The sequence below is a fragment of the Rhodococcus sp. P4_C10 genome (genome assembly GCF_056402135.1).
The window spans coordinates 19,686-42,774 of the sequence record NZ_JBFUHZ010000034.1; the positions used below are offsets into that span (position 1 = coordinate 19,686).

19 protein-coding genes are annotated in these 23,089 nt (G+C 69.5%); 18 read left to right on the top strand and 1 reads right to left on the bottom strand.

The genetic code is table 11. From position 1 onward, the window contains the following. Nucleotides 1-85: 85 nt before the first annotated feature. From uvrC to AC1DWC_RS20075, 11 genes are all read left to right on the top strand, one after another. A complete protein-coding gene (gene uvrC / locus AC1DWC_RS20025; RefSeq protein ID WP_477910838.1) occupies nucleotides 86-2,215 on the top strand; it encodes an excinuclease ABC subunit UvrC in 2,130 nt (709 codons plus the stop codon). Nucleotides 2,216-2,227: 12 nt separating this feature from the next. Next, nucleotides 2,228-3,127 carry an RNase adapter RapZ gene (gene rapZ, locus AC1DWC_RS20030; protein ID WP_477910840.1) on the top strand — a complete coding sequence of 300 codons (900 nt, stop codon included), beginning with the start codon at nucleotides 2,228-2,230 and terminating at the stop codon, nucleotides 3,125-3,127. After that, entirely contained in the window at nucleotides 3,124-4,146 is a 1,023-nt protein-coding gene (locus AC1DWC_RS20035) for a gluconeogenesis factor YvcK family protein (protein ID WP_477910842.1), read from the top strand. Before rapZ ends, AC1DWC_RS20035 begins: the two co-directional genes overlap by 4 nt. Then, entirely contained in the window at nucleotides 4,137-5,120 is a 984-nt protein-coding gene (whiA, locus tag AC1DWC_RS20040; RefSeq protein ID WP_072847410.1) for a DNA-binding protein WhiA, read from the top strand. Before AC1DWC_RS20035 ends, whiA begins: the two co-directional genes overlap by 10 nt. A 246-nt stretch (nucleotides 5,121-5,366) precedes the next feature. Then, on the top strand, nucleotides 5,367-6,386 hold the full coding sequence (gene gap / locus AC1DWC_RS20045) for a type I glyceraldehyde-3-phosphate dehydrogenase (RefSeq protein ID WP_072847411.1): 1,020 nt from the start codon (nucleotides 5,367-5,369) through the stop codon (nucleotides 6,384-6,386). Between the two features lie 5 nt (nucleotides 6,387-6,391). Then, a complete protein-coding gene (locus AC1DWC_RS20050) occupies nucleotides 6,392-7,603 on the top strand; it encodes a phosphoglycerate kinase (RefSeq protein WP_477910844.1) in 1,212 nt (403 codons plus the stop codon). Nucleotides 7,604-7,606: 3 nt separating this feature from the next. Beyond that, entirely contained in the window at nucleotides 7,607-8,392 is a 786-nt protein-coding gene (tpiA, locus tag AC1DWC_RS20055; RefSeq protein ID WP_477910846.1) for a triose-phosphate isomerase, read from the top strand. A 239-nt stretch (nucleotides 8,393-8,631) separates the two neighbouring features. Then, nucleotides 8,632-10,986 (top strand): sulfatase-like hydrolase/transferase, encoded by a 2,355-nt coding sequence (locus AC1DWC_RS20060; protein ID WP_477910848.1) that lies wholly within the window; start codon nucleotides 8,632-8,634, stop codon nucleotides 10,984-10,986. A 125-nt stretch (nucleotides 10,987-11,111) separates the two neighbouring features. After that, nucleotides 11,112-11,519 carry a nitroreductase family deazaflavin-dependent oxidoreductase gene (locus AC1DWC_RS20065; protein WP_477910870.1) on the top strand — a complete coding sequence of 136 codons (408 nt, stop codon included), beginning with the start codon at nucleotides 11,112-11,114 and terminating at the stop codon, nucleotides 11,517-11,519. 59 nt (nucleotides 11,520-11,578) lie between these two features. Then, complete coding sequence (locus tag AC1DWC_RS20070) at nucleotides 11,579-12,202, top strand: TetR/AcrR family transcriptional regulator (RefSeq protein ID WP_477910850.1); 624 nt, start codon at nucleotides 11,579-11,581, stop codon at nucleotides 12,200-12,202. A gap of 7 nt (nucleotides 12,203-12,209) precedes the next feature. Further along, on the top strand, nucleotides 12,210-13,871 hold the full coding sequence (locus tag AC1DWC_RS20075) for an FAD-binding dehydrogenase (protein ID WP_477910852.1): 1,662 nt from the start codon (nucleotides 12,210-12,212) through the stop codon (nucleotides 13,869-13,871). Nucleotides 13,872-13,941: 70 nt separating this feature from the next. Here the strand turns inward: AC1DWC_RS20075 and AC1DWC_RS20080 are convergent, their stop codons facing one another. Next, nucleotides 13,942-14,868 (bottom strand): tyrosine-protein phosphatase, encoded by a 927-nt coding sequence (locus AC1DWC_RS20080; RefSeq protein ID WP_477910854.1) that lies wholly within the window; start codon nucleotides 14,866-14,868, stop codon nucleotides 13,942-13,944. Between the two features lie 220 nt (nucleotides 14,869-15,088). Here AC1DWC_RS20080 and secG point away from each other — a divergent pair, with 220 nt between their 5' ends. The 7 genes from secG to AC1DWC_RS20115 all read left to right on the top strand — a co-directional run. Further along, nucleotides 15,089-15,322, top strand: coding sequence for a preprotein translocase subunit SecG (gene secG, locus AC1DWC_RS20085; protein WP_072847417.1), 234 nt, complete (start codon nucleotides 15,089-15,091; stop codon nucleotides 15,320-15,322). A gap of 78 nt (nucleotides 15,323-15,400) precedes the next feature. Then, nucleotides 15,401-18,199: a phosphoenolpyruvate carboxylase gene (gene ppc, locus AC1DWC_RS20090; protein WP_477910856.1), complete on the top strand. Its 2,799-nt coding sequence runs from the start codon at nucleotides 15,401-15,403 to the stop codon at nucleotides 18,197-18,199. Nucleotides 18,200-18,297: 98 nt separating this feature from the next. Beyond that, on the top strand, nucleotides 18,298-18,795 hold the full coding sequence (locus tag AC1DWC_RS20095; RefSeq protein ID WP_477844281.1) for an ArsI/CadI family heavy metal resistance metalloenzyme: 498 nt from the start codon (nucleotides 18,298-18,300) through the stop codon (nucleotides 18,793-18,795). Between the two features lie 512 nt (nucleotides 18,796-19,307). Next, nucleotides 19,308-22,022 (top strand): sensor histidine kinase, encoded by a 2,715-nt coding sequence (locus tag AC1DWC_RS20100; RefSeq protein ID WP_477910858.1) that lies wholly within the window; start codon nucleotides 19,308-19,310, stop codon nucleotides 22,020-22,022. Between the two features lie 13 nt (nucleotides 22,023-22,035). Further along, nucleotides 22,036-22,470 (top strand): roadblock/LC7 domain-containing protein, encoded by a 435-nt coding sequence (locus AC1DWC_RS20105; RefSeq protein WP_477910860.1) that lies wholly within the window; start codon nucleotides 22,036-22,038, stop codon nucleotides 22,468-22,470. A 13-nt stretch (nucleotides 22,471-22,483) separates the two neighbouring features. Further along, on the top strand, nucleotides 22,484-22,744 hold the full coding sequence (locus tag AC1DWC_RS20110; RefSeq protein WP_477910862.1) for a DUF742 domain-containing protein: 261 nt from the start codon (nucleotides 22,484-22,486) through the stop codon (nucleotides 22,742-22,744). A 16-nt stretch (nucleotides 22,745-22,760) separates the two neighbouring features. After that, nucleotides 22,761-23,089: GTP-binding protein (locus AC1DWC_RS20115; RefSeq protein ID WP_477910864.1), on the top strand; the 329-nt coding region annotated here is incomplete at its 3' end.

Sequence of the window (23,089 nt, forward strand, 5' to 3'; positions counted from 1 at the left end):
CCTGGGCAGGGTCTTCCGCGAGCGTGGACAGCGTCCGCCGGGAGTGACGCCGTGGCCTGTCGGGGCGGACGACTAGCCTGGTGGGGTGTCAGATCCCGCCAGCTACCGCCCCGCCACGGGAACCATCCCGGTGGCGCCCGGCGTGTACAAATTCCGCGATCCGCACGGCCGGGTCGTCTACGTCGGCAAGGCGAAGAGCCTGCGGAGCCGGCTGAACTCGTACTTCGCGGACGTCGCCTCGCTGCACCCACGCACCCGGCAGATGGTCACCACCGCCGCCAGCGTCGAGTGGACGGTGGTTACCACCGAGGTCGAGGCGCTGCAGCTCGAGTACAACTGGATCAAGGAGTTCGATCCCCGCTTCAACGTCCGCTACCGGGACGACAAGACCTACCCGGTGCTCGCGGTCACGCTCAACGAGGAGTTTCCGCGGCTGTTCGTCTACCGCGGCCCGCGCCGCAAGGGCGTGCGCTACTTCGGCCCGTACTCGCACGCCTGGGCGATCCGCGAGACGCTGGACCTGCTGCTGCGGGTCTTCCCCGCGCGGACCTGCTCGACGGGGGTGTTCAAGCGGCACAACCAGATCGGCCGGCCGTGCCTGCTCGGCTACATCGACAAGTGCTCGGCGCCGTGCGTCGGGCGGGTCTCGGCGGTCGAGCACCGCGAGATCGTCGAGGACTTCTGCGACTTCCTCGCCGGCCGCACCGACAAGCTCGTCCGGGAGCTCGAACGCCGGATGCAGGAGGCCTCGGACGAGCTGGACTTCGAGTCCGCCGCCAGGCTCCGCGACAACCTCGGCGCGCTGCGCAAGGCGCTGGAGAAGCAGGCGGTGGTGCTCGGCGACGGCACCGACGCCGACGTGGTGGCGTTCGCGGCGGACGAGCTCGAGGCGGCCGTGCAGGTCTTCCACGTGCGCGGCGGCCGGGTCCGAGGTCAGCGCGGCTGGGTGGTGGAACGGACGGGGGACAGCGGCACCGAGGAACTCGTCGAGCAGTTCCTCACCCAGTTCTACGGCGAGCAGGCCGCCCTCACCGACGCCCCGGAGCTGCAGGCGGACAAGGCCACCGTGGTCCCGCGGGAGGTGCTGGTGCCGGTGTTGCCCGGCAACTCCGGGCAGCTGCAGGAGTGGCTGAGCGGGCTGCGCGGGTCCGCGGTCGCGCTGCGGGTGCCGCAGCGCGGCGACAAGAAGGCGCTCGCGGAGACCGTCGAGCGCAACGCGAAGGAGGCCCTGGGCCAGCACAAGCTGCGCCGGGCCGGCGACCTCACGTCGCGGTCGGCGGCGTTGCAGGGCATCCAGGACGCGCTGGACCTGGACCAGGCGCCGCTGCGCATCGAGTGCATCGACATCAGCCACGTCCAGGGCACCGACGTGGTGGCGTCGCTGGTGGTGTTCGAGGACGGCCTGCCGCGCAAGTCCGACTACCGGCACTACTCGATCCGGGAGGCCGCGGGGGACGGGCACTCGGACGACGTCGCGAGCATCGCGGAGGTCACCCGGCGGCGGTTCCTGCGGCACGGTCTCGACATCGGCCGGGCCGAGTCGGGTCCGGTGCCCGCGCCGGGGGACGAGACCGACAACGGCGGGGACACCGCGCCGGAGGCCGCGCTCGACCCGCAGACCGGCCGGCCCCGCCGGTTCGCCTACCCGCCGAACCTGTTCGTGGTCGACGGCGGCGCGCCGCAGGTCGCGGCGGCGGCAGCGGTGCTGGACGAGTTGGGCGTCACCGACGTCGCGGTCGTGGGGTTGGCCAAGCGACTCGAGGAGGTGTGGGTGCCGGGGGAGGAGGATCCGGTGATCCTGCCGCGCACCAGCGAGGCGCTGTACCTGCTGCAGCGGGTCCGGGACGAGGCGCACCGGTTCGCCATCACCTTCCACCGGAGCAAGCGCTCCCGCCGGATGACCGCGTCGGCGCTGGACTCGGTTCGCGGGCTCGGCGAGACCCGGCGCACCGCACTGGTCACCCACTTCGGCTCGGTGGCAAGGCTGAAACAGGCCACCGTGGACGAGATCACGGCGGTGCCGGGCATCGGGGTCACCACCGCCCGGGCCGTGCTGGCGGCGCTCGGCGCGGAGCCCGAACCGGACACCGGGACGAACCGGGCGACGGACTCGGAAGTACTGTCCAGGGTCGAAGCATCGGTCGTCAGCGGCCCGGTGGGGGATGATGGGCCGGGCGCGCATTCGGGAGCGGCGCTCGACACGTCGAGGGAGTGAGGGGGGCATCGAGTGGACATTCAGACCGACGACGTCGACCCGGGCATCGAGGTGGCGCTCGTCACCGGGCTCTCGGGCGCGGGCCGGAGCACAGCGGCCAAGGTGTTCGAGGACCTCGGCTGGTACGTGGCGGACAACCTGCCGCCCGAATTGCTCTCCAGGATGGTCGATCTGGGGCTCGAGCCGGCGTCGAGGATCCGGAAGCTGGCCGTCGTGATCGACGTGCGCAGCCGGCTGTTCACCGGTGACCTGGTCTCGGTGATCGGCGAGGTCGCGCCGAAGACCACACGGACCCGGGTGCTGTACCTCGACGCCGCGGACCCGGTGCTGGTGCGACGATTCGGGCAGGTTCGCCGCAGCCACCCGCTGCAGGCGGAGAGCATCGACGGCACGCTGATGGAGGGCATCGCGGCCGAGCGGTCCCAGCTCGAGCCGGTGAAGGCGGTCGCGGACCTGGTGATCGACACCTCGCAGCTGCTGGCCCAGGAGTTGCGGCAGAAGATCGAGGCCGCCTTCGGTGGCGGCGACGTCGACACCATCGCGGTGACGGTGCAGTCCTTCGGCTTCAAGTACGGCCTGCCGATGGATGCAGACCTGGTGTGCGACGTCCGGTTCCTGCCGAACCCGCACTGGGTCCCCGAACTTCGCGAGCACACCGGCCGAGACGCCGCGGTCCGGGACTTCGTCCTCGGCCAGGACAGCGCCGAGGACTACATCGAGACCTATCGGCACGTGGTGGAGTTGACAACCAACGGATACCGTCGGGAAGGCAAGCGGTACATGACGATTGCGGTGGGATGCACCGGTGGGAAGCACCGGAGCGTCGCAATGACCGAGGCACTGGCGGCGCGGCTCGGGCGGGACAGTTCTGTCACCGTCTCCGTGGTGCACCGGGACCTGGGGCGCGAATGACGGGCGAGGCGATCGTGTCGGGCCCCGTGGTCACCGCCCTCGGCGGCGGGCACGGGTTGTTCGCCACCCTGCGCGCCGCGCGCCGGCTCAGCACCGACGTGACCGCGGTGGTCACCGTCGCCGACGACGGCGGGTCCTCCGGCCGGCTGCGGTCGGAACTCGGGGTGATCCCGCCCGGCGACCTTCGGATGGCGCTGGCGGCCCTCGCCGCCGACGAACCCGACGTGCGAACCTGGACGGAGACGCTCCAGCACCGGTTCGGCGGCACCGGCGCGCTGGCCGGTCACTCGGTCGGCAACCTGATCCTCGCGGGCCTCACGGAGGTGCTGGGGGACACCGTTTCCGCGCTGGACGAGATGTCGCGAGTGCTGCGGATCCAGGGCCGGGTACTGCCGATGTCGCCGATCCCGCTCGCGATCGAGGCCGATGTCGGTGGACTCGAGTCGGACCCGCGGGTGAGCCGGTGCATCCGCGGCCAGGTCGCGGTGGCCACCACGCCGGGCAAGGTCCGACGGGTCCGGCTGCTGCCGTCCGACCCGCCGGCGTGCCCGGACGCCCTGGACGCCATCGAGCGGTCCGACCTGGTGCTGCTCGGGCCCGGATCCTGGTTCTCCAGCGTCATCCCGCACGTCCTGGTGCCGGAGCAGTTGCAGGCGTTGATCCAGTCCCGCGCCCGCAAGGCGTTGATCCTGAACCTGGCGGCCGAGCCCGGCGAGACCGCCGGCTTCTCCGCTGAGCGTCACCTGCACGTGCTCTCCCAGCATGCGCCGGAACTCACCGTCGACGACGTGATCGTCGACTCGAGTTCGGTGCCGGATGGCAGCGAACGCGAGCACCTGTGCCGCGCCGCCCGGCGCCTCGGCGCCGCGGTGACCTACGCGGACGTCGCCGAGCCCGGCACCGCCACCCATCACGCGGGCAAGCTCGCCACCGCGCTCGACGGCCTGCTGGCGGTCGGAGCCGGCGAGCGCTCTGCATTTCACTCAACCCCCGGAAGGGAGTCCACTTCGTGGCAATGACAGCGGAGGTCAAGGACGAGCTGAGCAGGCTCGCTGTGACCCAGGTCTCGGCCCGCAAGGCGGAGGTCTCGTCGCTGCTCCGATTCGCGGGCGGGCTGCACATCGTGGCCGGCCGGGTCGTCGTCGAGGCGGAGGTCGACCTGGGCAACACCGCGCGGCGGCTGCGCCGGGAGATCTTCGAGCTGTACGGCTACGGGGCAGACGTCCACGTGCTCGGCGCCGGCGGGCTCCGCAAGACCTCCCGGTACATCGTCCGGGTGGCAAAGGAGGGCGAGGCGCTGGCGCGCCAGACCGGGCTGCTGGACCTGCGCGGGCGTCCGGTGCGCGGACTGCCGGCCCAGGTGGTCGGCGGCAGCCTCGCCGACTCGGAGGCGGCCTGGCGCGGGGCCTTCCTGGCACACGGTTCCCTGACGGAGCCGGGCCGCTCCTCGTCGCTCGAGGTGAGCTGCCCCGGGCCGGAGGCGGCGCTGGCCCTGGTGGGCGCGGCTCGTCGACTCGGGGTGGCGGCGAAGGCCCGTGAGGTGCGGGGCGCGGACCGGGTGGTGGTGCGCGACGGCGAGGCCATCGGCGCGCTGCTGACCCTGATGGGCGCCCAGGACACGCGGTTGACCTGGGAGGAGCGCCGGATGCGCCGGGAGGTGCGGGCGACCGCGAACCGGCTGGCGAACTTCGACGACGCGAACCTGCGGCGCTCGGCGCGGGCCGCGGTGGCCGCGGCCGCCCGGGTGGAGCGGGCGCTGGACATCCTCGGTGAGGACGTGCCGGACCACCTCGCGGCCGCGGGCAGCCTGCGGGTCGAGCACCGGCAGGCGTCACTGGAGGAGCTCGGCCAGCTGGCCGACCCGCCGATGACGAAGGACGCGGTGGCGGGCCGGATCCGGCGGCTGCTGTCGATGGCGGACCGCAAGGCCCGCGAGACCGGCATCCCGGACACGGAGTCGGTGGTCACGTCCGACCTGCTGGACGAGGCGTAGCGCAGCGGCAGCCGAGCATCTGTACCGAGGCGTAGCGCAGCGGCAGCCGAGCATCTGCACCGAGGCGTAGCGCAGCGGCAGCCGAGCATCGGTACCGAGGCGTAGCGCAGCGGCAGCCGAGCATCGGTACCGCGGCGTAGCGCCGCGCCAACCAATGGGAGCAGATTCCTGTCTCCCACAGTCGGCGCACTAGTGTGTGGCATACATCTGATCGAGAACACGAGAAATTGGTCAAAGGAGCGAATTGTGACTGTCCGGGTAGGCGTTAACGGCTTCGGTCGTATCGGACGTAACTTCTTCAGGGCCGTCGATGCGCAGAAGGCGCTCGGCACCACTGACATCGAGATCGTGGCGGTCAACGACCTGACCGACAACGCGACTCTGGCTCACCTGCTCAAGTACGACTCGATCCTGGGTCGCTTGCCGTACGACGTCTCCCTGGACGGCGACGACACGATCGTCGTCGGCGAGCAGCGGATCAAGGCGCTCGCGCACCGTGGCCCCCTGAACGAACTGCCCTGGGGCGAGCTGGGCGTCGACGTGGTCGTCGAGTCCACCGGCATCTTCACCGACGCCGCGAAGGCCAAGGGCCACCTCGAGGCCGGCGCCAAGAAGGTCATCATCTCCGCGCCCGCCAAGGGTGAGGACCTGACCGTGGTCATGGGCGTCAACGACGACCAGTACGACGGCAGCCAGAACATCATCTCCAACGCCTCGTGCACCACCAACTGCCTCGGCCCGATCGCCAAGGTGCTCGACGACGAGTTCGGCATCGTCAAGGGTCTGATGACCACGATCCACGCCTACACCCAGGATCAGAACCTGCAGGATGCCCCGCACAGCGACCTGCGTCGCGCGCGCGCCGCGGCCCTGAACATCGTCCCGACCGGCACCGGTGCGGCCAAGGCCATCGGCCTGGTGCTCCCGCAGCTGCTCGGCAAGCTGGACGGCTACGCCCTGCGCGTGCCGATCCCGACCGGCTCGGTCACCGACCTCACCGCGAACCTGCGCAAGCCGGCCACCGCCGAAGAGATCAACGCCGCGATGAAGGCCGCCGCCGAGGGTCCCCTCAAGGGCATCCTCAAGTACACGGACGCGCCGATCGTCTCCTCGGACATCGTCACCGACCCGCACTCGTCGATCTTCGACTCGGGCCTGACCAAGGTGATCGACGACCAGGTCAAGATCGTCTCCTGGTACGACAACGAGTGGGGCTACTCCAACCGCCTGGCGGACCTCATCGGTCTCGTCGCGAAGTCCCTCTGATACACGTGGCTGTCAAGACGCTGAAGGACCTGCTGGACGCAGGCGTCGCGGGGCGCACCGTGCTGGTGCGCTCGGACCTGAACGTCCCGCTGGACAACGGCACGATCACCGACGCGGGCCGCATCGTCGCCTCCGCGCCGACCATCGGCGCGCTCGCCGAGGCCGGCGCGAAGGTCATCGTGATGGCGCACCTCGGTCGCCCGAAGGGCGAGCCGGACCCGGCGCTCTCGCTGGCACCGGTCGCCGCGAAGCTGGGCGAGGTGCTGGGCCGCAACGTCCAGCTCGCCGGTGACGTGGTCGGTCAGGACGCGCTCGCGCGTTCGGAGGGCCTCACCGACGGGGACGTCCTCCTGCTGGAGAACATCCGCTTCGACCCCCGTGAGACCAGCAAGGACGACGCGGAGCGGGCCTCGCTCGCGAAGGCGCTCGTCGAGCTGGTGGACGGGGACGGCGCGTTCGTCTCCGACGGCTTCGGTGTCGTGCACCGCAAGCAGGCGTCGGTGTACGACGTGGCAGCGCTGCTGCCGCACTACGCCGGCAACCTGGTCGCGGCCGAGGTCGAGGTGCTCGAGAAGCTGACCGCCGACTCGGAGCGTCCGTACGCGGTGGTCCTCGGTGGCTCGAAGGTCTCGGACAAGCTCGCGGTGATCGAGGCGCTCGCCCCCAAGGTGGACACCCTGGTCATCGGTGGCGGCATGTTCTACACCTTCCTGGCCGCGCAGGGCGTCAAGGTCGGCAACTCGCTGTGCGAGGAGTCGATGATCGGCACCTGCAAGGACCTGCTCGAGCGGTTCGCCGACGTGCTGCACATCCCGCTCGACGTGGTGATCGCCGACTCGTTCTCGCCGGATGCGGAGTCGAAGGTCGTCTCGGCCCTCGACATCCCGGACGGCTGGATGGGCCTGGACATCGGACCCGGCTCGACGGAGCGCTTCGCGGCGATCCTCTCGGGCGCGAAGACGGTGTTCTGGAACGGTCCGATGGGCGTGTTCGAGTTCGAGAAGTTCTCGGCCGGCACCAAGGGTGTCGCCGAGGCGATCGTCGAGGCCACCGGCAAGGGCGCGTTCAGCGTCGTCGGCGGCGGCGACTCGGCCGCGGCCGTGCGTCAGCTCGGCCTGCCCGAGGACGGCTTCTCGCACATCTCCACCGGTGGCGGTGCCTCCCTGGAGTACCTGGAGGGCAAGACCCTTCCCGGCATCGAAGCCCTGGAGGTCTGAGGGATGGCACGCAAGCCACTCATCGCCGGCAACTGGAAGATGAACCTCAACCACCTCGAGGCCATCGCCCTGGTGCAGAAGATCGCGTTCTCGCTGCCGGAGAAGTACTTCGAGAAGGTCGACGTGACGGTGATCCCGCCGTTCACCGACATCCGCAGCGTGCAGACGCTGGTCGAGGGCGACAAGCTCCTGCTCACCTACGGTGCACAGGACGTCTCCGCGCAGGATTCCGGCGCGTACACCGGTGAGATCAGCGGCTCGATGCTGGCCAAGCTCGGCTGCACCTTCGTGGTGGTCGGTCACTCGGAGCGTCGCACCCTGCACGGGGAGACGGACGAGACGGTCCTGGCCAAGACGAAGGCGGCGCTGAAGAACGGGCTCACCCCGATCGTCTGCATCGGCGAGGGCCTCGACATCCGCGAGGCGGGCGAGCACGTGGCCTACAACGTCGCGCAGCTGCGGGGTTCGCTCGCCGGCCTGTCCGCGGACGAGATCTCGAGGATCGTCGTCGCGTACGAGCCGGTGTGGGCCATCGGTACCGGTCGTGTCGCCTCGGCGGCGGACGCGCAGGAGGTGTGCAAGGCGGTCCGCGACGAGCTGGTCGCGCTCGCCTCGGCGGAGGTCGCCGCGGGTGTCCGAGTGCTCTACGGTGGCTCGGTCAACGCCAAGAACGTCGGCGAACTGGTCGCGCAGCCCGACATCGACGGTGGACTGGTCGGCGGTGCCTCGCTCAAGGCCGACGAGTTCGCGACGCTGTCGGCGATCGCGGCGGGCGGTCCGCTGCCGTGATCTGACGGTCGCAGAACGAACGCCGGTGGGCGCGTGGACCTTTCGAGGTCTGCGCGCCCACCGGCGTTTCACGTCTCGGGTCTGTGTGGCGGCTGGAACGTGCGGGAGTCCCCGGCGCGGTGCTCCGCTCGTACACGCGACGGGGGTAGACGCCCCGCCGCCGCCGGGTCAATGATGAGAGGTGCGGTTCCCCGATGCCGCGAGGGGCACAGCGGGCCGTCGACCGGAGGAGCGACGCCATGGCCACTTCCCGCAGAGGCAAGATCGCGGTCGACATTCGTGATTCGGTGCCGGACTGGTCACCGTACCTTCCGGCCCAGGCCCCCGAGGGCGCCCCGAATGTGCTGGTCATCGCGTGGGACGATGTCGGCTACGGCAGCATGGATGTCTTCGGCGGTCCCATCGAGACCCCCACCATGCGGCGCATCGCCGACGCGGGCGTGCGCTACTCGAACTTCCACACCACGGCGCTGTGTTCTCCCACCCGAGCCTCGCTCCTGACCGGCCGCAACGCCACATCGAACGGCATGGCCACGGTCGCCGAACTCAGCTCTGGGTTCCCCGGAATCTCGACCCACATCCCCTTCGAGAACGGATTCATCTCCGAGGTTCTGGCCGAACGCGGCTGGAACACCTACTGCGTCGGCAAATGGCACCTGACCCCGAGCGAGGAATGCAACATGTCGGCGGTCAAGAGCCGGTGGCCGCTCGGCCGCGGCTTCGAACGCTTCTACGGTTTCCTCGGCGGCGAGTCGAACAGCTGGTACCCCGACCTCGTCTACGACAACCACCCGATCGAGGCGCCCGGGACCCCCGAGGACGGCTATCACCTCTCGAAAGACCTGTCCGACAAGTCGATCGAGTTCATCCGCGATGCCAAGGCCGTCGACCCCGACAAACCGTTCTTCATGTACCTGGCCCCGCAGGCGGGGCATGCCCCGCACCACGTCCCCGCGGACTGGGCCGACAGATACAAGGGCAAGTTCGATCAGGGCTACGAGGCCATCCGCCCCGAGATCCTCGCCCGGCAGAAGGAACTGGGCCTGTTGCCGCAGGACACCGAGCTGTCGCCGATCAACCCCCACGGGGAGCCGACCGCCACCGGCCCGGACGGTCAGCTGTGGCCGGTACTCGACACCGTTCGGCCGTGGGGCTCGCTCACCGCCGATGAGCAGCGCCTGTTCATCCGCATGGCCGAGGTGTTCGCCGGGTTCATCTCCTACGCCGACGATCAGCTCGGCCGGGTGATCGACTTCCTCGACGAATCGGGCGAACTCGACAACACCCTGCTCATCGTGATCTCCGACAACGGCGCCAGCGGCGAGGGCGGCCCGAACGGTTCGTTCAACGAATGGCGATTCTTCAACGGTGTCGCCGACACCACCGAGGTGACACTGCCGCACCTCGACGAACTCGGCGGCCCCGCCTCGTACAACCACTACAACACCGGATGGGCATGGGCGTTCGACACTCCGTTCCCGTATTGGAAGCGGTGGGCCGGGTACGAGGGCGGCATCGCCGACATGTGCATGGTGTCCTGGCCGGCGAAGCTGCAGCCCCGCACCGAACCGCTACACCAGTACATTCACGCGGTCGACGTCGTCCCCACCGTCTACGAACTCCTCGGAATCGAACCGCCCGCGGTGCTGAAGGGCTACACGCAGAGCCCGATCGAGGGCGAGAGTTTCGCCGCGACGTTGACCGACCCCGCCGCTCCGGGAAAGGAGACCCAGTTCTACGCGATGCTCGGCCAGCGGTCGCTGTACCGCGAGGGATGGCTCGCGTGTTCGCTGCACCCGCCGATCTCCGGCTGGGGCAACTTCGGCCACGACGTCTGGGAGCTCTACCACCTCGACGAGGACCGGGCGCAACTCCACAACCTCGCCGACACCGAACCGCAACGCCTCGCCGAGATGAAGGAACTCTGGTTCTACTACGCCGGCATCTTCAACGGCCTCCCGCTGGACGACCGCAACGCCCTCGAACAGGTGCTCGCCGACCGCCCGCGCCCCGGCAAGAGCCGCGACCGCTACGTCTACTACCCGAACTGCGCGGACGTCCCCGAAAGCGCGGGGGCCTCGATCACCGGCCGTTCCTACACCGTCGCGGCGGGTGTCCATGTGGACACCCTCGACGCGGAGGGGGTGCTCTACGCGCACGGCGGCGTGGCAGGCGGACACAGCCTGTACGTCAAGGATCACCGACTCCGCTACACGTTCAACTGGCTCGGTACCCGTGTCGAAGACGTCGCGGCCGACCGCGACATCACCCCCGGCGACCACGTGTGTACCGCCGAATTCACGGTCAAGGGCCCGAACGAGGACCCGACCATGCCTGGATTCGCCGGCACCCTCGACCTCTACGTCGACGACCAGCAGGTGGCCAGCAGCGAGATCGTCACCCAGCCTGGAGTGTTCTGTCTCGTCGGCGACGGTATCTGTGTCGGACGCGACAGCGCCTCCCCGGTCAACGCCGACTACACGGCACCGTTCCCGTTCACCGGCGGCACCATCGACAAGGTTGTCGTCGACGTCTCCGGGCAACGATACGTCGACCACGAGGCGCAGGTCCGGGGCTGGTTCATGATCGACTAGCACCCGAGTTCGCAGGGCTTGCCCGACCGTCCGGATTGTCTGTGTACTGTCGGTTACACACAATCGTGGAGGTGGGTGCCGTGAAGTTCGAGGAGATTCCCGTGGTCAAGAAGGCCGGCGTGCAGATGTTGAAAGCACACCAGTGGATCTACGAGCGCACCGACGGCCGGATCGGTCACCGACTGCTGGGGGTGCCCTGCCTGCTGCTCGACACGGTCGGCGCGAAGACCGGGCAGCCGAGGGTCAACAGCCTCACCTACGTCCGGGACGGCCAGGACTACGTGGTGGTCGCGTCCAACGGCGGCGCGCCGCGGTCGCCGGGCTGGTTCTTCAATTTGCGGAAGCGGCCCGAGGCCCGGATTCGCGTCGGCATCAAGGGGATTGCCGTCACCGCGCGGATGCTCGGTCCGGGGGACGCCGACTACGCCCGGTTGTTCGCCGCCGCCGACGCGAACAACGGCGATCGGTACAGCGGCTACCAGCGGCACACCTCGCGGCCGATCCCGATCGTGGTGCTGTCGCCGCAGCAGTGACCTGTGGATGCATTTCCGTAATCGATACATTTCTGTATCCGATACGTTAATGTATCCATGTGAACGATGTCACGGGTCGCCCGGTGAGCGTGCGCCGCGCGCGTACGCGCGACCGCCTGCTCGACGCCGCTCTCGACGTGTTCGCGGAGGAGGGCTTCGGCCGCTCCACCGTCGAACAGGTCTGTGAGCGTGCGGGCTTCAGCCGCGGCGCCTTCTACTCCAACTTCGACTCCCTCGACCAGCTCTTCCTTGCCATGTGGGAGCGGCAGTCGAGCCGACTGCTCGGCGGTATCGCGGCCGCCATCGCGGAGGCGTCGCCGCCGCCCGGCCCCCGGGATCTCGAACGGTCCGCACGCCGGATTCTCGGGGTGATCCCCGTCGAGGACCGCTGGTACCGGGTGTCGGCGGAGTTCACCGCGCACGCGCTGCGGAACCCCTCGCTGCGCGCCGTGGTGGCCGCGCGGGAGTCGGCGATCCTGGCGGCCCTGATGCCGATCGTCGAGACGGAACTGGCCGCCGCCGGCCGCCGCGTCACCGACCCCGTCGCGCTCGGGCGCGCACTGGTTGCCGTCCACGACGGAACGTCCGTGCAGATCCTCCTGGAATCGGACGACGAACAGATTGTCAGCGCGCGCACACAACTGTTCGTGTGCGTGCTCCGTAGCTACAGCGAGAGTGTGTGAGGTGGACATGGCTGCAGATGCCGACGTCATCGTGGTGGGGGCCGGGCTCGCGGGCCTGGTGGCGACCTACGAACTGGTCCAGGCCGGCCGCAAGGTGCTGGTGGTCGACCAGGAGAACGCCGACAACCTTGGCGGACAGGCATTCTGGTCGCTGGGTGGACTGTTTCTCGTCGACAGCCCCGAGCAGCGCCGGATGGGGATCAAGGACTCCTACGAGCTGGCGCTGCAGGACTGGCTCGGCAGTGCCGGGTTCGACCGCGAGCGCGAGGACCACTGGGGCCGGCAGTGGGCGCAGGCCTATGTGCAGTTCGCGGCCGGCGAGAAGCGCTCCTACCTGCACGATCTCGGCCTCAAGGTGATGCCGAACGTCGGCTGGGCGGAGCGCGGCGCGGGGCTCGCCACCGGGCACGGCAACTCGGTGCCCCGCTTTCACATCACCTGGGGCACCGGACCGGAGGTGGTGCGGGTGTTCCGTGAGCCGGTGCTCGCGGCCGCCGCACGGGGTCTGGTCACGTTCAAGTACCGGCACCAGGTGGACGAGCTGATCGTCACCGGCGGCGCCGCGGTGGGTGTTCGGGGCACCGTCCTCGCGCCGTCCACCGAGCCGCGCGGGGTCAAGTCCAACCGCACCCCGGCGGGGGAGTTCGAGTTGCGCGCGCAGGCGGTGATCGTGACGTCCGGCGGCATCGGCGGCAACCAGGAACTGGTCAAGCAGAACTGGCCGGTGGAACGGCTCGGCCCGGTCCCGAAGCGGATGATCACCGGGGTGCCGGCCCACGTGGACGGCCGGATGCTCGGCATCACGGAGGAGGCGGGCGGCAACATCGTCAACCGGGACCGCATGTGGCACTACACCGAGGGCATCGTCAACTGGGACCCGATCTGGCCGAACCATGCCATCCGGATCATTCCCGGCCCGTCGTCGCTGTGGCTGGACGCGACCGGCAACCGTCTCCCGGTGCCGCTGTTCCCGGGCTTCGACACCCTCGCCACCCTCAAGCACATCGTCGGCACCGGGCACGACCACACCTGGTACATCCTGACCCAGTCGATCATCGAGAAGGAGTTCGCGCTCTCGGGTTCGGAGCAGAATCCCGACATGACCGGCAAGGACCTCAAGCTGCTGCTGGGCCGGGTGAAGAAGGGCGCGACCGGCCCGGTCGAGGCGTTCAAGCAGCACGGCGAGGACTTCGTGGTCCGCGACAACCTGCGCGACCTGGTCGACGGCATGAACGCGATCAACCCGGGTCCGCCGCTGGACTTCGAGCAGGTCGAGCGGGAGGTCGTGGCGCGCGACCGGGAGGTGGACAACGCCTACTCCAAGGACATGCAGCTGATGGCGATCAAGAACGCGCGCGCCTACACCCCGGACAAGGTCATCCGGGTGGCCAAGCCGCACAAGCTGCGGGACCCCGCGCACGGGCCGATGATCGCGGTGCGGCTGAACCTGCTGACCCGCAAGACCCTCGGCGGCCTGGAGACCAACCTGGACTCGCAGGTGATCCGGCCGGACGGCAGCACCTTCGACGGCCTGTACGCGGCCGGCGAGGTCGCCGGGTTCGGCGGCGGCGGGGTGCACGGGTACAACGCGCTCGAGGGCACCTTCCTCGGCGGCTGCATCTTCTCCGGCCGGGCCGCGGGCCGGGCGCTCGCCCGAGACCTGGGCTAGGCGCTGCGCACTCGTGCGCGTTTTCCGTCCCCGGGGGGCGTGAAGCGCGCACGAGTGGCGGAGCCGCCTGTCAGCCGACCAGCTTGGCCTTCAGCTTCGCGATGGTGTCGGCGCTCAGGCCCAGGCCGTCGGTCAGGTACTTGTCCATCGTGCCGTAGGTCGCGGTCATCTCGTCCAGGCCGGCCTGCAGGAAGCTCTCCTCGACGGTCACCAGCGGGATGAAGTTGACGTACTTGTCGCCGAATGCGGCCTTGAGCCCCGCGGTGTTCTTGGCGATCGAGTCCTTGGCGTACTCGTTGGTGAGCAGGTAGTCGTCCATGATCGTCTTCTGGTCGACGCCCGCCAGGGTGAGCAGGACGGCGGACGTCCAGCCGGTGCGGTCCTTGCCCGCGGTGCAGTGGAACACCTGGCCGCCGCCGGTGGTGTCGGCCAGGTCGGTGAACAGTTCCGCGAACTTTGCCTTCTCGACCGCGCCGCTGACGAAGGCCACGTTCATGTCCTGCATCATCTTGCGGGCGTCGTCGGGCGAGTTGATCCTGCCGAGCATCTCGTTGATGTTGCCGGACAGGATCGGGATGCGCTTGTACGTCACGCCGGCCGGGAGCACGTCCTTCTTGCTCGCGACCTCGTCGTCGGTGCGCAGGTCGTAGACGGTGGAGAGGTCGAGGGCGGTGAGGGTGGCCATGTCCGCCTCGTTCGGCACGATCGCGTTCGCCCGGTAGAAGACGCCCTTGTTCACGTGCGCGCCGTCGGCGGTGGCGTAGCCCGCGCCGGTCCCGGCGACGTCCCGGAAGTTGTCGATGCTCGCGAGCCGCGGTGCGTCGGGGGCCGGGGCCTCGGAGCTGCCGAGCGCGGCAGAGCCCGTGTCGAACAGCGAGGCCAGCGCCGGCGGCACGGCCGGCTCCGCCTGGGCCAACCCGGCCCCGCCCACCCCGGTGAGCAGCGCGGTACTGGCGACCATGAGCACGCCGGCGATCCTGGAACTGTGTCGTGACATTGAGTGGGCCTTCCGATGATGTGGCTAGTCCTGTCGGGACGGGAAGGTAGCCACCGGGGCAACGGACTGTCACGGGGAATGTCCGGTTTCTCCCGCTCAGCGAGCACAAATCGTGCTCGTCACGGCCAGTTGCCGATGTGTGCCTGATTGTGGGGCCGAGACTGTAGGCTGGGACAGCTTGTGGCCATATCCGTCATGCGAAGGGCAGAGTACAGCCGAAATGAAACTGTTCCTGGACATCCTGCTGGTGATCACCAGCCTGCTGCTCATCCTCCTGGTGCTGCTGCACCGCGGCAAGGGTGGTGGCCTGTCCAGCCTCTTCGGTGGTGGCGTGCAGTCCAGCCTCTCCGGTTCCAGCGTCGTCGAGAAGAACCTCGACCGGATGACGGTCTTCACGGCCGCCATCTGGCTCATCGCCATCCTCGGCATCGGCCTGGAGATCAAGTTCAGCTGAACGCAGTGACCCTCACCGGTGTCGGCGTCCGGCCCCGCTCACGCTGCACCGGCGGCGGCGGACGCCGATACTGAGGCGATGACCCGGCCGTCGTCGCAGGAAACGCCACCCGACCCGCCCCGCGAGGCGACGGAACCGCTCCGCGAGGACATTCGGCTGCTCGGCGGTCTGCTCGGCGACATCGTCCGGGAGCAGGCCGGCGAGGCGGTGTTCGACCTGGTCGAACGCGCCCGAGTCGGGTCGTTCCGCGTCCGTCGGTCGGAGATCGACCGGGCCGAGCTGGCCGCGTTGTTCGCGGACCTCGGCGTCGACACGGCGATCCCGGTGATCCGGGCGTTCAGTCACTTCGCGTTGCTCGCGAACCTGGCCGAGGACCTGCACCGGGAGCGACGCCGCGCGATCCACGTCCGGGCGGGCGAGCCGCCGCAGGACAGCAGCCTGGCCGCGACCTACCGCAAGCTCGACGCCGCGCACCTCGACTCGGCGGTGGTGGCGCGCGCACTCGACGGCGCGCTGGTGGCGCCGGTGATCACCGCGCACCCCACCGAGACCCGCCGGCGCACCGTCTTCGAGACGCAGAGCCGGATCACCGAGCTGATGCGACTGCGTGAACGCACCGAACTCGACGCCGCCGAGAGCGCCGCCGTCGAGCGTGCGCTGCGCCGCCAGATCCTCACGCTGTGGCAGACGGCACTGATCCGGTTGTCCCGGTTGCGGATTCAGGACGAGATCGAGGTGGGCCTGCGGTACTACGACGCCGCCCTGTTCGAGGCGGTGCCGCGGATCAACGCGGAACTGCGGGCCGCGTTGCGCTCGCGGTGGCCCGACGCGGACCTGCTGCCGGAGCCGATGCTGCGGACCGGGTCCTGGATCGGCGGGGACCGCGACGGCAACCCGTACGTGACCGCCGAGGTGGTGCGCCGGGCCACCCGCCGCGCGGCCGCCACCGCGCTCGGCCGCCACCTGCGCGAACTCGAGTCCCTGGAGCGGGAACTGTCGATGTCCGAGCGGCTGGTCACGGTGTCGTCGGAGCTGACCGACCTGGCGGGCGCGTCCGGCGACGAGTCGGCCTTCCGCTTCGACGAACCGTACCGACGGGCGGTGCGCGGGATCCGCGGCCGGACCAGCGCCACGGCGCGCCGAATCCTCGGCGGCGACGCCGCGTCGCTGCCGTCCCTGCTGCCCGAGCCGCGACTCGCCCCGTACATGGCACCCGCCGAACTGCTCGCCGACCTGGCCGTGGTGGACGCCTCCCTGCGCGGTCACGGCGACGCACTGCTCGCCGACGACCGGCTGGCCCTCCTGCGGGAGTCGTTGCAGGCGTTCGGCTTTCACCTCTCCGGCCTGGACATGCGGCAGAACTCGGAGGTCCACGAGAGGGTGGTGGCGGAGCTGCTGGCGTGGTCGGGCACGCACCCGGACTACCTGGGGTTGGCGGAACCGGACCGGGTGGCGCTGCTCTCCGGCGAACTGCGGAGCCGGCGCCCGCTGACGCGGCCCGACGCGGTGCTGGGGGAGTTGGCCGCCTCGGAGCTCGCGATCCTGGCGGCCGGCGCGCAGGCGGTCCGGGACATCGGACCGGGCGCGGTGCCGAACTACGTCATCAGCATGTGCACCTCGGTGAGCGACCTGCTGGAGGCGGCGGTCCTGCTCAAGGAGGTGGGCCTGGTGGTGCCGGGGGACGCGACCGCCGCGCCGTCCGCCGCGGTGGACATCGTGCCGCTGTTCGAGACGATCGAGGACCTGCGCGGCGGCGCCGCGACCCTGACGGCCGCGCTGGACGTGCCCGTCTACCGGGAACTGGTGAAGGCCCGCGGCTGGCGTCAGGAGGTGATGCTCGGCTACTCCGACTCCAACAAGGACGGCGGATACCTGGCCGCGAACTGGGCGCTGTACCGCGCCGAGCTGGACCTGGTCGAGGCGGCCAGGGCCGAGGGGCTGCGGCTGCGACTGTTCCACGGACGGGGCGGCACGGTCGGTCGCGGCGGCGGACCCAGCTACGAGGCGATCCTGGCGCAGCCGCCCGGCGCGGTGGCGGGCTCGCTGCGGATCACCGAGCAGGGCGAGGTGATCGCCGCCAAGTACGCCGAACCCCGTCTGGCACACCGGAACCTGGAGACGCTGCTGGCCGCCACCCTGGAATCGACGCTGCTCGACGTCGAGGGGCTGGGCGACGACGCCGAACCCGCGTACCGGCTGCTCGACGAGCTGGCGGAGCGGGCCCGGGTGGCCTACAGCGACCTGGTGCACGAGACGCCGGGGTTCGTCGAGTACTTCACGACGTCGACCCCGGTCGCGGAGATCGGCGCGCTCAACATCGGCAGCCGTCCGGCCTCGCGCAAGCCCACCGAGTCAATCGCGGACCTGCGGGCGATCCCGTGGGTGCTGTCCTGGAGTCAGTCCCGGGTGATGCTGCCCGGCTGGTACGGCACCGGTGCGGCGTTCGAGGACTGGGTGGACGGGGACCCGGAGCGGCTGGCCCGGCTCACCGACCTGTACCAACGGTGGCCGTTCTTCCGGACCGTGCTCTCGAACATGGCGATGGTGATGGCGAAGGCGGACATGGGTCTGGCCGCCCGTTACTCGGAACTGGTGCCGGACCCCGAACTGCGCGAGCGGGTGTTCGGCAAGATCACCACCGAGTACGCGCGGACGGTGGAGATGTGCATGGCCGTCACCGGCAGTGACGACCTGCTGGCCGACAACCCGGCGGTCAAACGGTCCGTGCACAACCGGTTCCCGTACCTCGAACCGCTCAACCACCTGCAGGTGGAGCTGCTGCGCCGGTACCGTGCCGGCGACGACAGCGACCAGGTGCGGCGCGGGATCCAGCTGACGATGAACGGGCTCGCGACCGCGCTGCGGAACAGCGGATGAGGGCAACAGCGGCTAGGCCAATGTATTGACTTATGTCGAAGAGGTGGCATGCTGGGGGCGTACCTAATTCGACATATGTCACATACATGGAGGCTGTCATGTCACGCGCCCAGCTCGCACTCAACGTCGACGACCTGGAGGCGGCAGTTGCGTTCTACTCGAAGCTGTTCGGGACCGAACCGGCGAAGCTGAAGCCGGGCTATGCAAACTTCGCGATCGCGGAACCGCCGCTGAAGCTGGTGTTGCTCGAGAACCCCGGCAAGGGCGGCACGATCAACCACCTCGGCGTCGAGGTCGAGTCGTCCACGAAGGTGCACGAGGAGATCGCACGTCTGACCGGCGAGGGTCTGTTCACCGACGAGGAGATCGGCACGACCTGTTGCTTCGCCACCCAGGACAAGGTGTGGGTGACCGGTCCGGCCGGGGAGAAGTGGGAGATCTACACGGTGCTCGCCGATTCGGAGACCTTCGGGTCGAGCCCGCAGCACCTCGATCTCCTGGCCGCCGAGGAGGGCGGTGTCTGCTGCGGCACGGCATCGGCAACCGATCCGGCGTCCGAGGAGTCGACCGCACCGGCCGGTCCGTCCTGCTGCTGACGTCGACCGTGGGCGAGTGACTGTCGGGCGCCCCACACCGTTGGCCCGGCCGGACGGCGTCGACGCCCCTTCCCGCCGGGTCCTCGAGCGCCCGGTCTCGGTAGCTGACGCTCAGACGAGCCGTACCGCCGGGCGGTGCGCGGGATGCGCGGCCGGACCGGCGCCCGCTGACCTGTCCGTCACGAAACTGTGACGAATGTCACGTTCTGTGCTCGGCCCAGTGGTGCGAATGGGGCGCAAGAGTCAGAACGTGGTCAATGAAACTGATGGGTTCTCGAAATTCGACCGATAGCTTCATCCGACAGTCGATGGTCGTGCCGGGCGGCGGAACTACGGCCGTTGAGCGCTGTACTAAAGCCGCCCTACCAGGATAGTCTCCGAGCCCGCCTGAGCATTTTGCTGACGGCGCGTTCATCGTTCACGGTACGGGGGTCGGAGTCCGGGAGTTGGCGTGTGTGCAGTCGTGTCAGGCCTTGGAGCAGTGAGCTCAAATGATCAGAAAGTGAGCTCGAATGACTAGGAGTGAGCCGAGGCTGGCCAACCGGCTGTTGAACATCGGTCTGCGATGGAAGGTGGCCGCGGTCCTCGCCGTGCCAGTGACCGCGGCCGTGGTGTTGGGCGGTCTCCGGGTGGAGAACGAAATCACCACCGCGGCGAATTTCAGTTCCGCTGCAGAACAGGTCGCCGAGATCCCGGCCATCGTCGAGGTCGGTACCGCACTCGGCACCGCCTCGGCGGCGGTGGGCACCGGGACGATGACGGCCCAGGACATCCAGGCGGTCAAGGACGGCGTGGCAGCCGCTCGCCCCGCGGTCGGGAACCCGGCGTTGAGCCCGGCGGTGAGCACAGATCTCGACCGGGCCCTGACGACGGTCGAACAACTGACGGAAGAGATCGAGTCGCGTACTACTTCTCCGGACCTTCCGCAGCGAACCACCGACGTCCGCGCGCAGCTGGCTGGGATCATCGACGAGATCCTGGAACCGATCGAAGATCCAGATGTCATTTCCGCTCACAGCCGATTGACCGGCTCCTGGTCCGCACAGCGGCGCCTCGCCGACCAGGTCACCGGTGCTCTCACGCTTCTCAAGGACCCGAACGCCCCGCTCACCAACCTGGTGACCGCGGCGGGCGCCGAACTGGCGATGATCGACTTTCTGGCCGGCCAGTTCCCGACGGTGGACAGCCAGATCGACCTGCTCCGCGATGGCGTCACCTACCGCGTCGGCGCGATCGAAAAAGCCGCGGGTGGCCCGTTGCCGATGCTCGAACTTCGTCAGTCCCTCATCGAGAGTCGCGACATCTACGGTGCGCTGATCGACGAGTCCTCGAGGGACATCGTGAGTACCGTTGACCAGCGTGCCGAGACGGCACGGGCCGCGGCGCTACGCGACGGCCTCCTCGTGCTCACGACACTGTTGGCCACGGTGGTCCTCGGGCTGCTGGTGGCACAGTCGTTGGTCAATCCGATCCGACGGCTGCAGCAGAGCGCGCTGCAGGTCGCCAACCACGACCTGCCCGACGCCATCGAGCGGATCAAGGTCGGCGACAGCTCCGCGGTCACCGACTTCGAGCCGATCCCGGTGCACACCACCGAGGAGATCGGCACGCTCGCCCGCGCCGTCGACGACATGCACGGTCAGGCGCTCAAGCTCGCCGGCGAGCAGGCGCAGTTGCGGCTGCAGATCGGTGACATGTTCGAGACGCTCGCCCGGCGCAGCAAGTTGCTGGTCGACCAGCAGCTCGGTCTGATCGAGAACCTCGAGTTCGAGGAGAAGGATCCCACGCGGCTCGAGAGCCTGTTCCGGCTCGACCACCTCGCGGCCCGTATGCGTCGAAACGGCGACAACCTGCTGATCCTCTCGGGTACCCGTACCCGCCGCGGCCACTCCGAGCCCGTCCAGGTCGGTGACGTGCTGCGCGCCGCGATGTCCGAGGTGGAGGACTACCAGCGGGTGGAGGTCGGCTCCCCGCCGCAGGGCGCGATCGCGGGTCCCGTCGCCACGGACATCGTGCACCTGCTGGCGGAACTCCTGGACAACTCGCTGCGCGCGTCACCGCCCGAGTCCAAGGTGACGTTCAACTTCGACCGCGCCGTCGACGGCGGCCTGTTGCTCGAGATCTCCGACATGGGCATCGGCATCCCGCCGGCCGAGATGGTCGCGATCAACCAGCGGCTGACCGTGGGCGGCGAGGTCAGTGCCGAGACGGCCCGCCACATGGGCCTGTTCGTCGTCAGCGAGCTCGCCACGCAGCACGGACTGACCGTCCGGATGCGCCCGACCTTCGACACCGTCCGGAACCAGGGCGTCACCACCAGCGTGCACATTCCGCGCACAGTGATGGTCTCGCCGTTGGCACTGGCCATGACCGGCCCGCAGTCTGCGCTGGAGAGTCACGACGACGCGACGGCCGCTCAGCAGTGGGCTCCCGCGCCGATGCGGCAGATGCCCGAGCCCATTGCCCCGGTCTCCGTCACCGTGGGTCCGGGTCCGATCACCCTGTCGCAGGATGGCGCGGCCCCGGCGCCCGAGCAGCCACAGCCTGTCGCGGGATCGTCGTTGCCGCAACGTAGTCCGGGCGCTGCGGCGGGGTTCACGGAGCGACCCACTCCGGCCCCGATCGCCTCGCTTCCGCGGCGCACCCCCGGCGCCACTCCCGGGTTGCCGCAGCGAACCGACACGGTCGCGCCGACGCCCGTGCCGACTCCCGTGCCGACTCCCGTGCCGACCCCGGCGCCGGAACCGGTCGTCGCGCCGGCGGTCGCGGCCGGACCGCCCACCGACGAACCGGGTGTGTCGAGGCGGCACCGCTACCGCCTGAACTCGGAGAAGACGGCGTCGTTCTTCGCGGCCCGACCGCGGACGGAGGAGCCGGCGGGGCTGCTCTCGGCCGAGACGACACCGATCTTCATGGGGATGGTCTCGGACTGGCTGACCGACCCCACCGATGCCGAGGTGAGCCCGGCCTGGAAGTCCGCCGCGGACGTAGGCTGGGACGCCGCCAACCGGGCCACCGGGCCACGCGACGAGTCGCGTACCGCTTCGGGGCTGCCACAACGTCAGCCCGGCCAGCGACTGGTTCCCGGCGGCGTCGAGGGGACTGACCAGACCAACACGCCGCCGAGGCTGCGCGACCCGGATGCGATCCGCGAGAAGCTCAGCAGGCACCAGCGGGGCATCCGCGAGGGCCGCGCCGCCGGCCAGTCCGAACGCAACAGCATCTAAGGAGACAATGAACATGGATCAGGGATCCGAGCTCAACCTGGATCAGGGATCCGCGGGTCGCAGCTCACTCGACTGGCTGGTCTCGAACTTCGCCCGCGACGTACCGGGCGTCACCCACGCGGTGCTGGTGTCCGCGGACGGGCTGCTGATGGCGGCCAGTGCCCACCTGCCGGTGGACCGGGCCGAGCAGCTGGCGGCGGTGACCTCCGGGCTCGCGAGCCTGTCGGCGGGCGTCTCCCAGCTGTTCGAGGGCGGCGGAGTGCTCCAGTCGGTGGTCGAGATGCAGCGTGGCTACCTGCTGCTGATGAGCGTCGGCGACGGCTCGCACCTGGCGACGCTCACCTCGGCGGGCTGCGACATCGGGCAGGTCGGCTACGCGATGGCACTACTGGTCGACCGTGTCGGTACCACCGTGCAGGCGGCGCCCCGAGCCGCCGCCGGTACCTGAGTACGACGTGGCCATGGACGACAGGAACTTCGAACAAGCAGGCACCGGACCGAGCCTGGTCCGGCCGTACTCGCTGACGTCCGGGCGTACCCTGCCGGCGGTCGAGTTGGCGCTCGAGGCGCTGATCCAGGCCCTGCCGGACACCGCGAACCGAAACTGGGAACTCGGGGACGTGGACGCGACGATCGTGGCACTGTGCGCACAGTCGCCGTCCGTCGACAGCGAACGTCGTGAACTCATTGAAAGGGTCCTCGGTGGACTTCGGAAAATCTAGCGGACAACCCGGCCGCGTGACGTCGACCAAGATCGTCGTGGCCGGSGGGTTCGGCGTCGGCAAGACCACGCTGGTCGGTGCGGTGTCCGAGATCGTGCCGCTGCGGACCGARGCGTTGGTCACCGACGCTTCSGTSGGYGTCGACAACCTCAGTGCGACCCCGCAGAAGTCGACCACCACGGTGGCGATGGACTTCGGCCGGATCAGCCTCGCGGACGACCTGGTGCTGTACCTGTTCGGGACGCCGGGCCAGCACCGGTTCTGGTTCATGTGGGACGACCTGATCCGCGGCGCCATCGGGGCGATCGTGCTGATCGACACCCGGCGCCTCGACGAGTCCTTCGC

What these genes read in the sequence shown, in the direction of transcription:
- AC1DWC_RS20075 (WP_477910852.1), top strand. Translation starts at nt 12,210, where the DNA reads ATGGCTGCAGATGCCGACGTCATCGTGGTGGGGGCCGGGCTCGCGGGC.
- AC1DWC_RS20080 (WP_477910854.1), bottom strand. Translation starts at nt 14,868, where the DNA reads ATGTCACGACACAGTTCCAGGATCGCCGGCGTGCTCATGGTCGCCAGT.
- AC1DWC_RS20105 (WP_477910860.1), top strand. Translation starts at nt 22,036, where the DNA reads ATGGATCAGGGATCCGAGCTCAACCTGGATCAGGGATCCGCGGGTCGC.
- AC1DWC_RS20100 (WP_477910858.1), top strand. Translation starts at nt 19,308, where the DNA reads ATGACTAGGAGTGAGCCGAGGCTGGCCAACCGGCTGTTGAACATCGGT.
- AC1DWC_RS20065 (WP_477910870.1), top strand. Translation starts at nt 11,112, where the DNA reads ATGTTGAAAGCACACCAGTGGATCTACGAGCGCACCGACGGCCGGATC.
- ppc (WP_477910856.1), top strand. Translation starts at nt 15,401, where the DNA reads ATGACCCGGCCGTCGTCGCAGGAAACGCCACCCGACCCGCCCCGCGAG.
- AC1DWC_RS20060 (WP_477910848.1), top strand. Translation starts at nt 8,632, where the DNA reads ATGGCCACTTCCCGCAGAGGCAAGATCGCGGTCGACATTCGTGATTCG.
- AC1DWC_RS20035 (WP_477910842.1), top strand. Translation starts at nt 3,124, where the DNA reads ATGACGGGCGAGGCGATCGTGTCGGGCCCCGTGGTCACCGCCCTCGGC.
- tpiA (WP_477910846.1), top strand. Translation starts at nt 7,607, where the DNA reads ATGGCACGCAAGCCACTCATCGCCGGCAACTGGAAGATGAACCTCAAC.
- secG (WP_072847417.1), top strand. Translation starts at nt 15,089, where the DNA reads ATGAAACTGTTCCTGGACATCCTGCTGGTGATCACCAGCCTGCTGCTC.
- AC1DWC_RS20110 (WP_477910862.1), top strand. Translation starts at nt 22,484, where the DNA reads ATGGACGACAGGAACTTCGAACAAGCAGGCACCGGACCGAGCCTGGTC.
- AC1DWC_RS20095 (WP_477844281.1), top strand. Translation starts at nt 18,298, where the DNA reads ATGTCACGCGCCCAGCTCGCACTCAACGTCGACGACCTGGAGGCGGCA.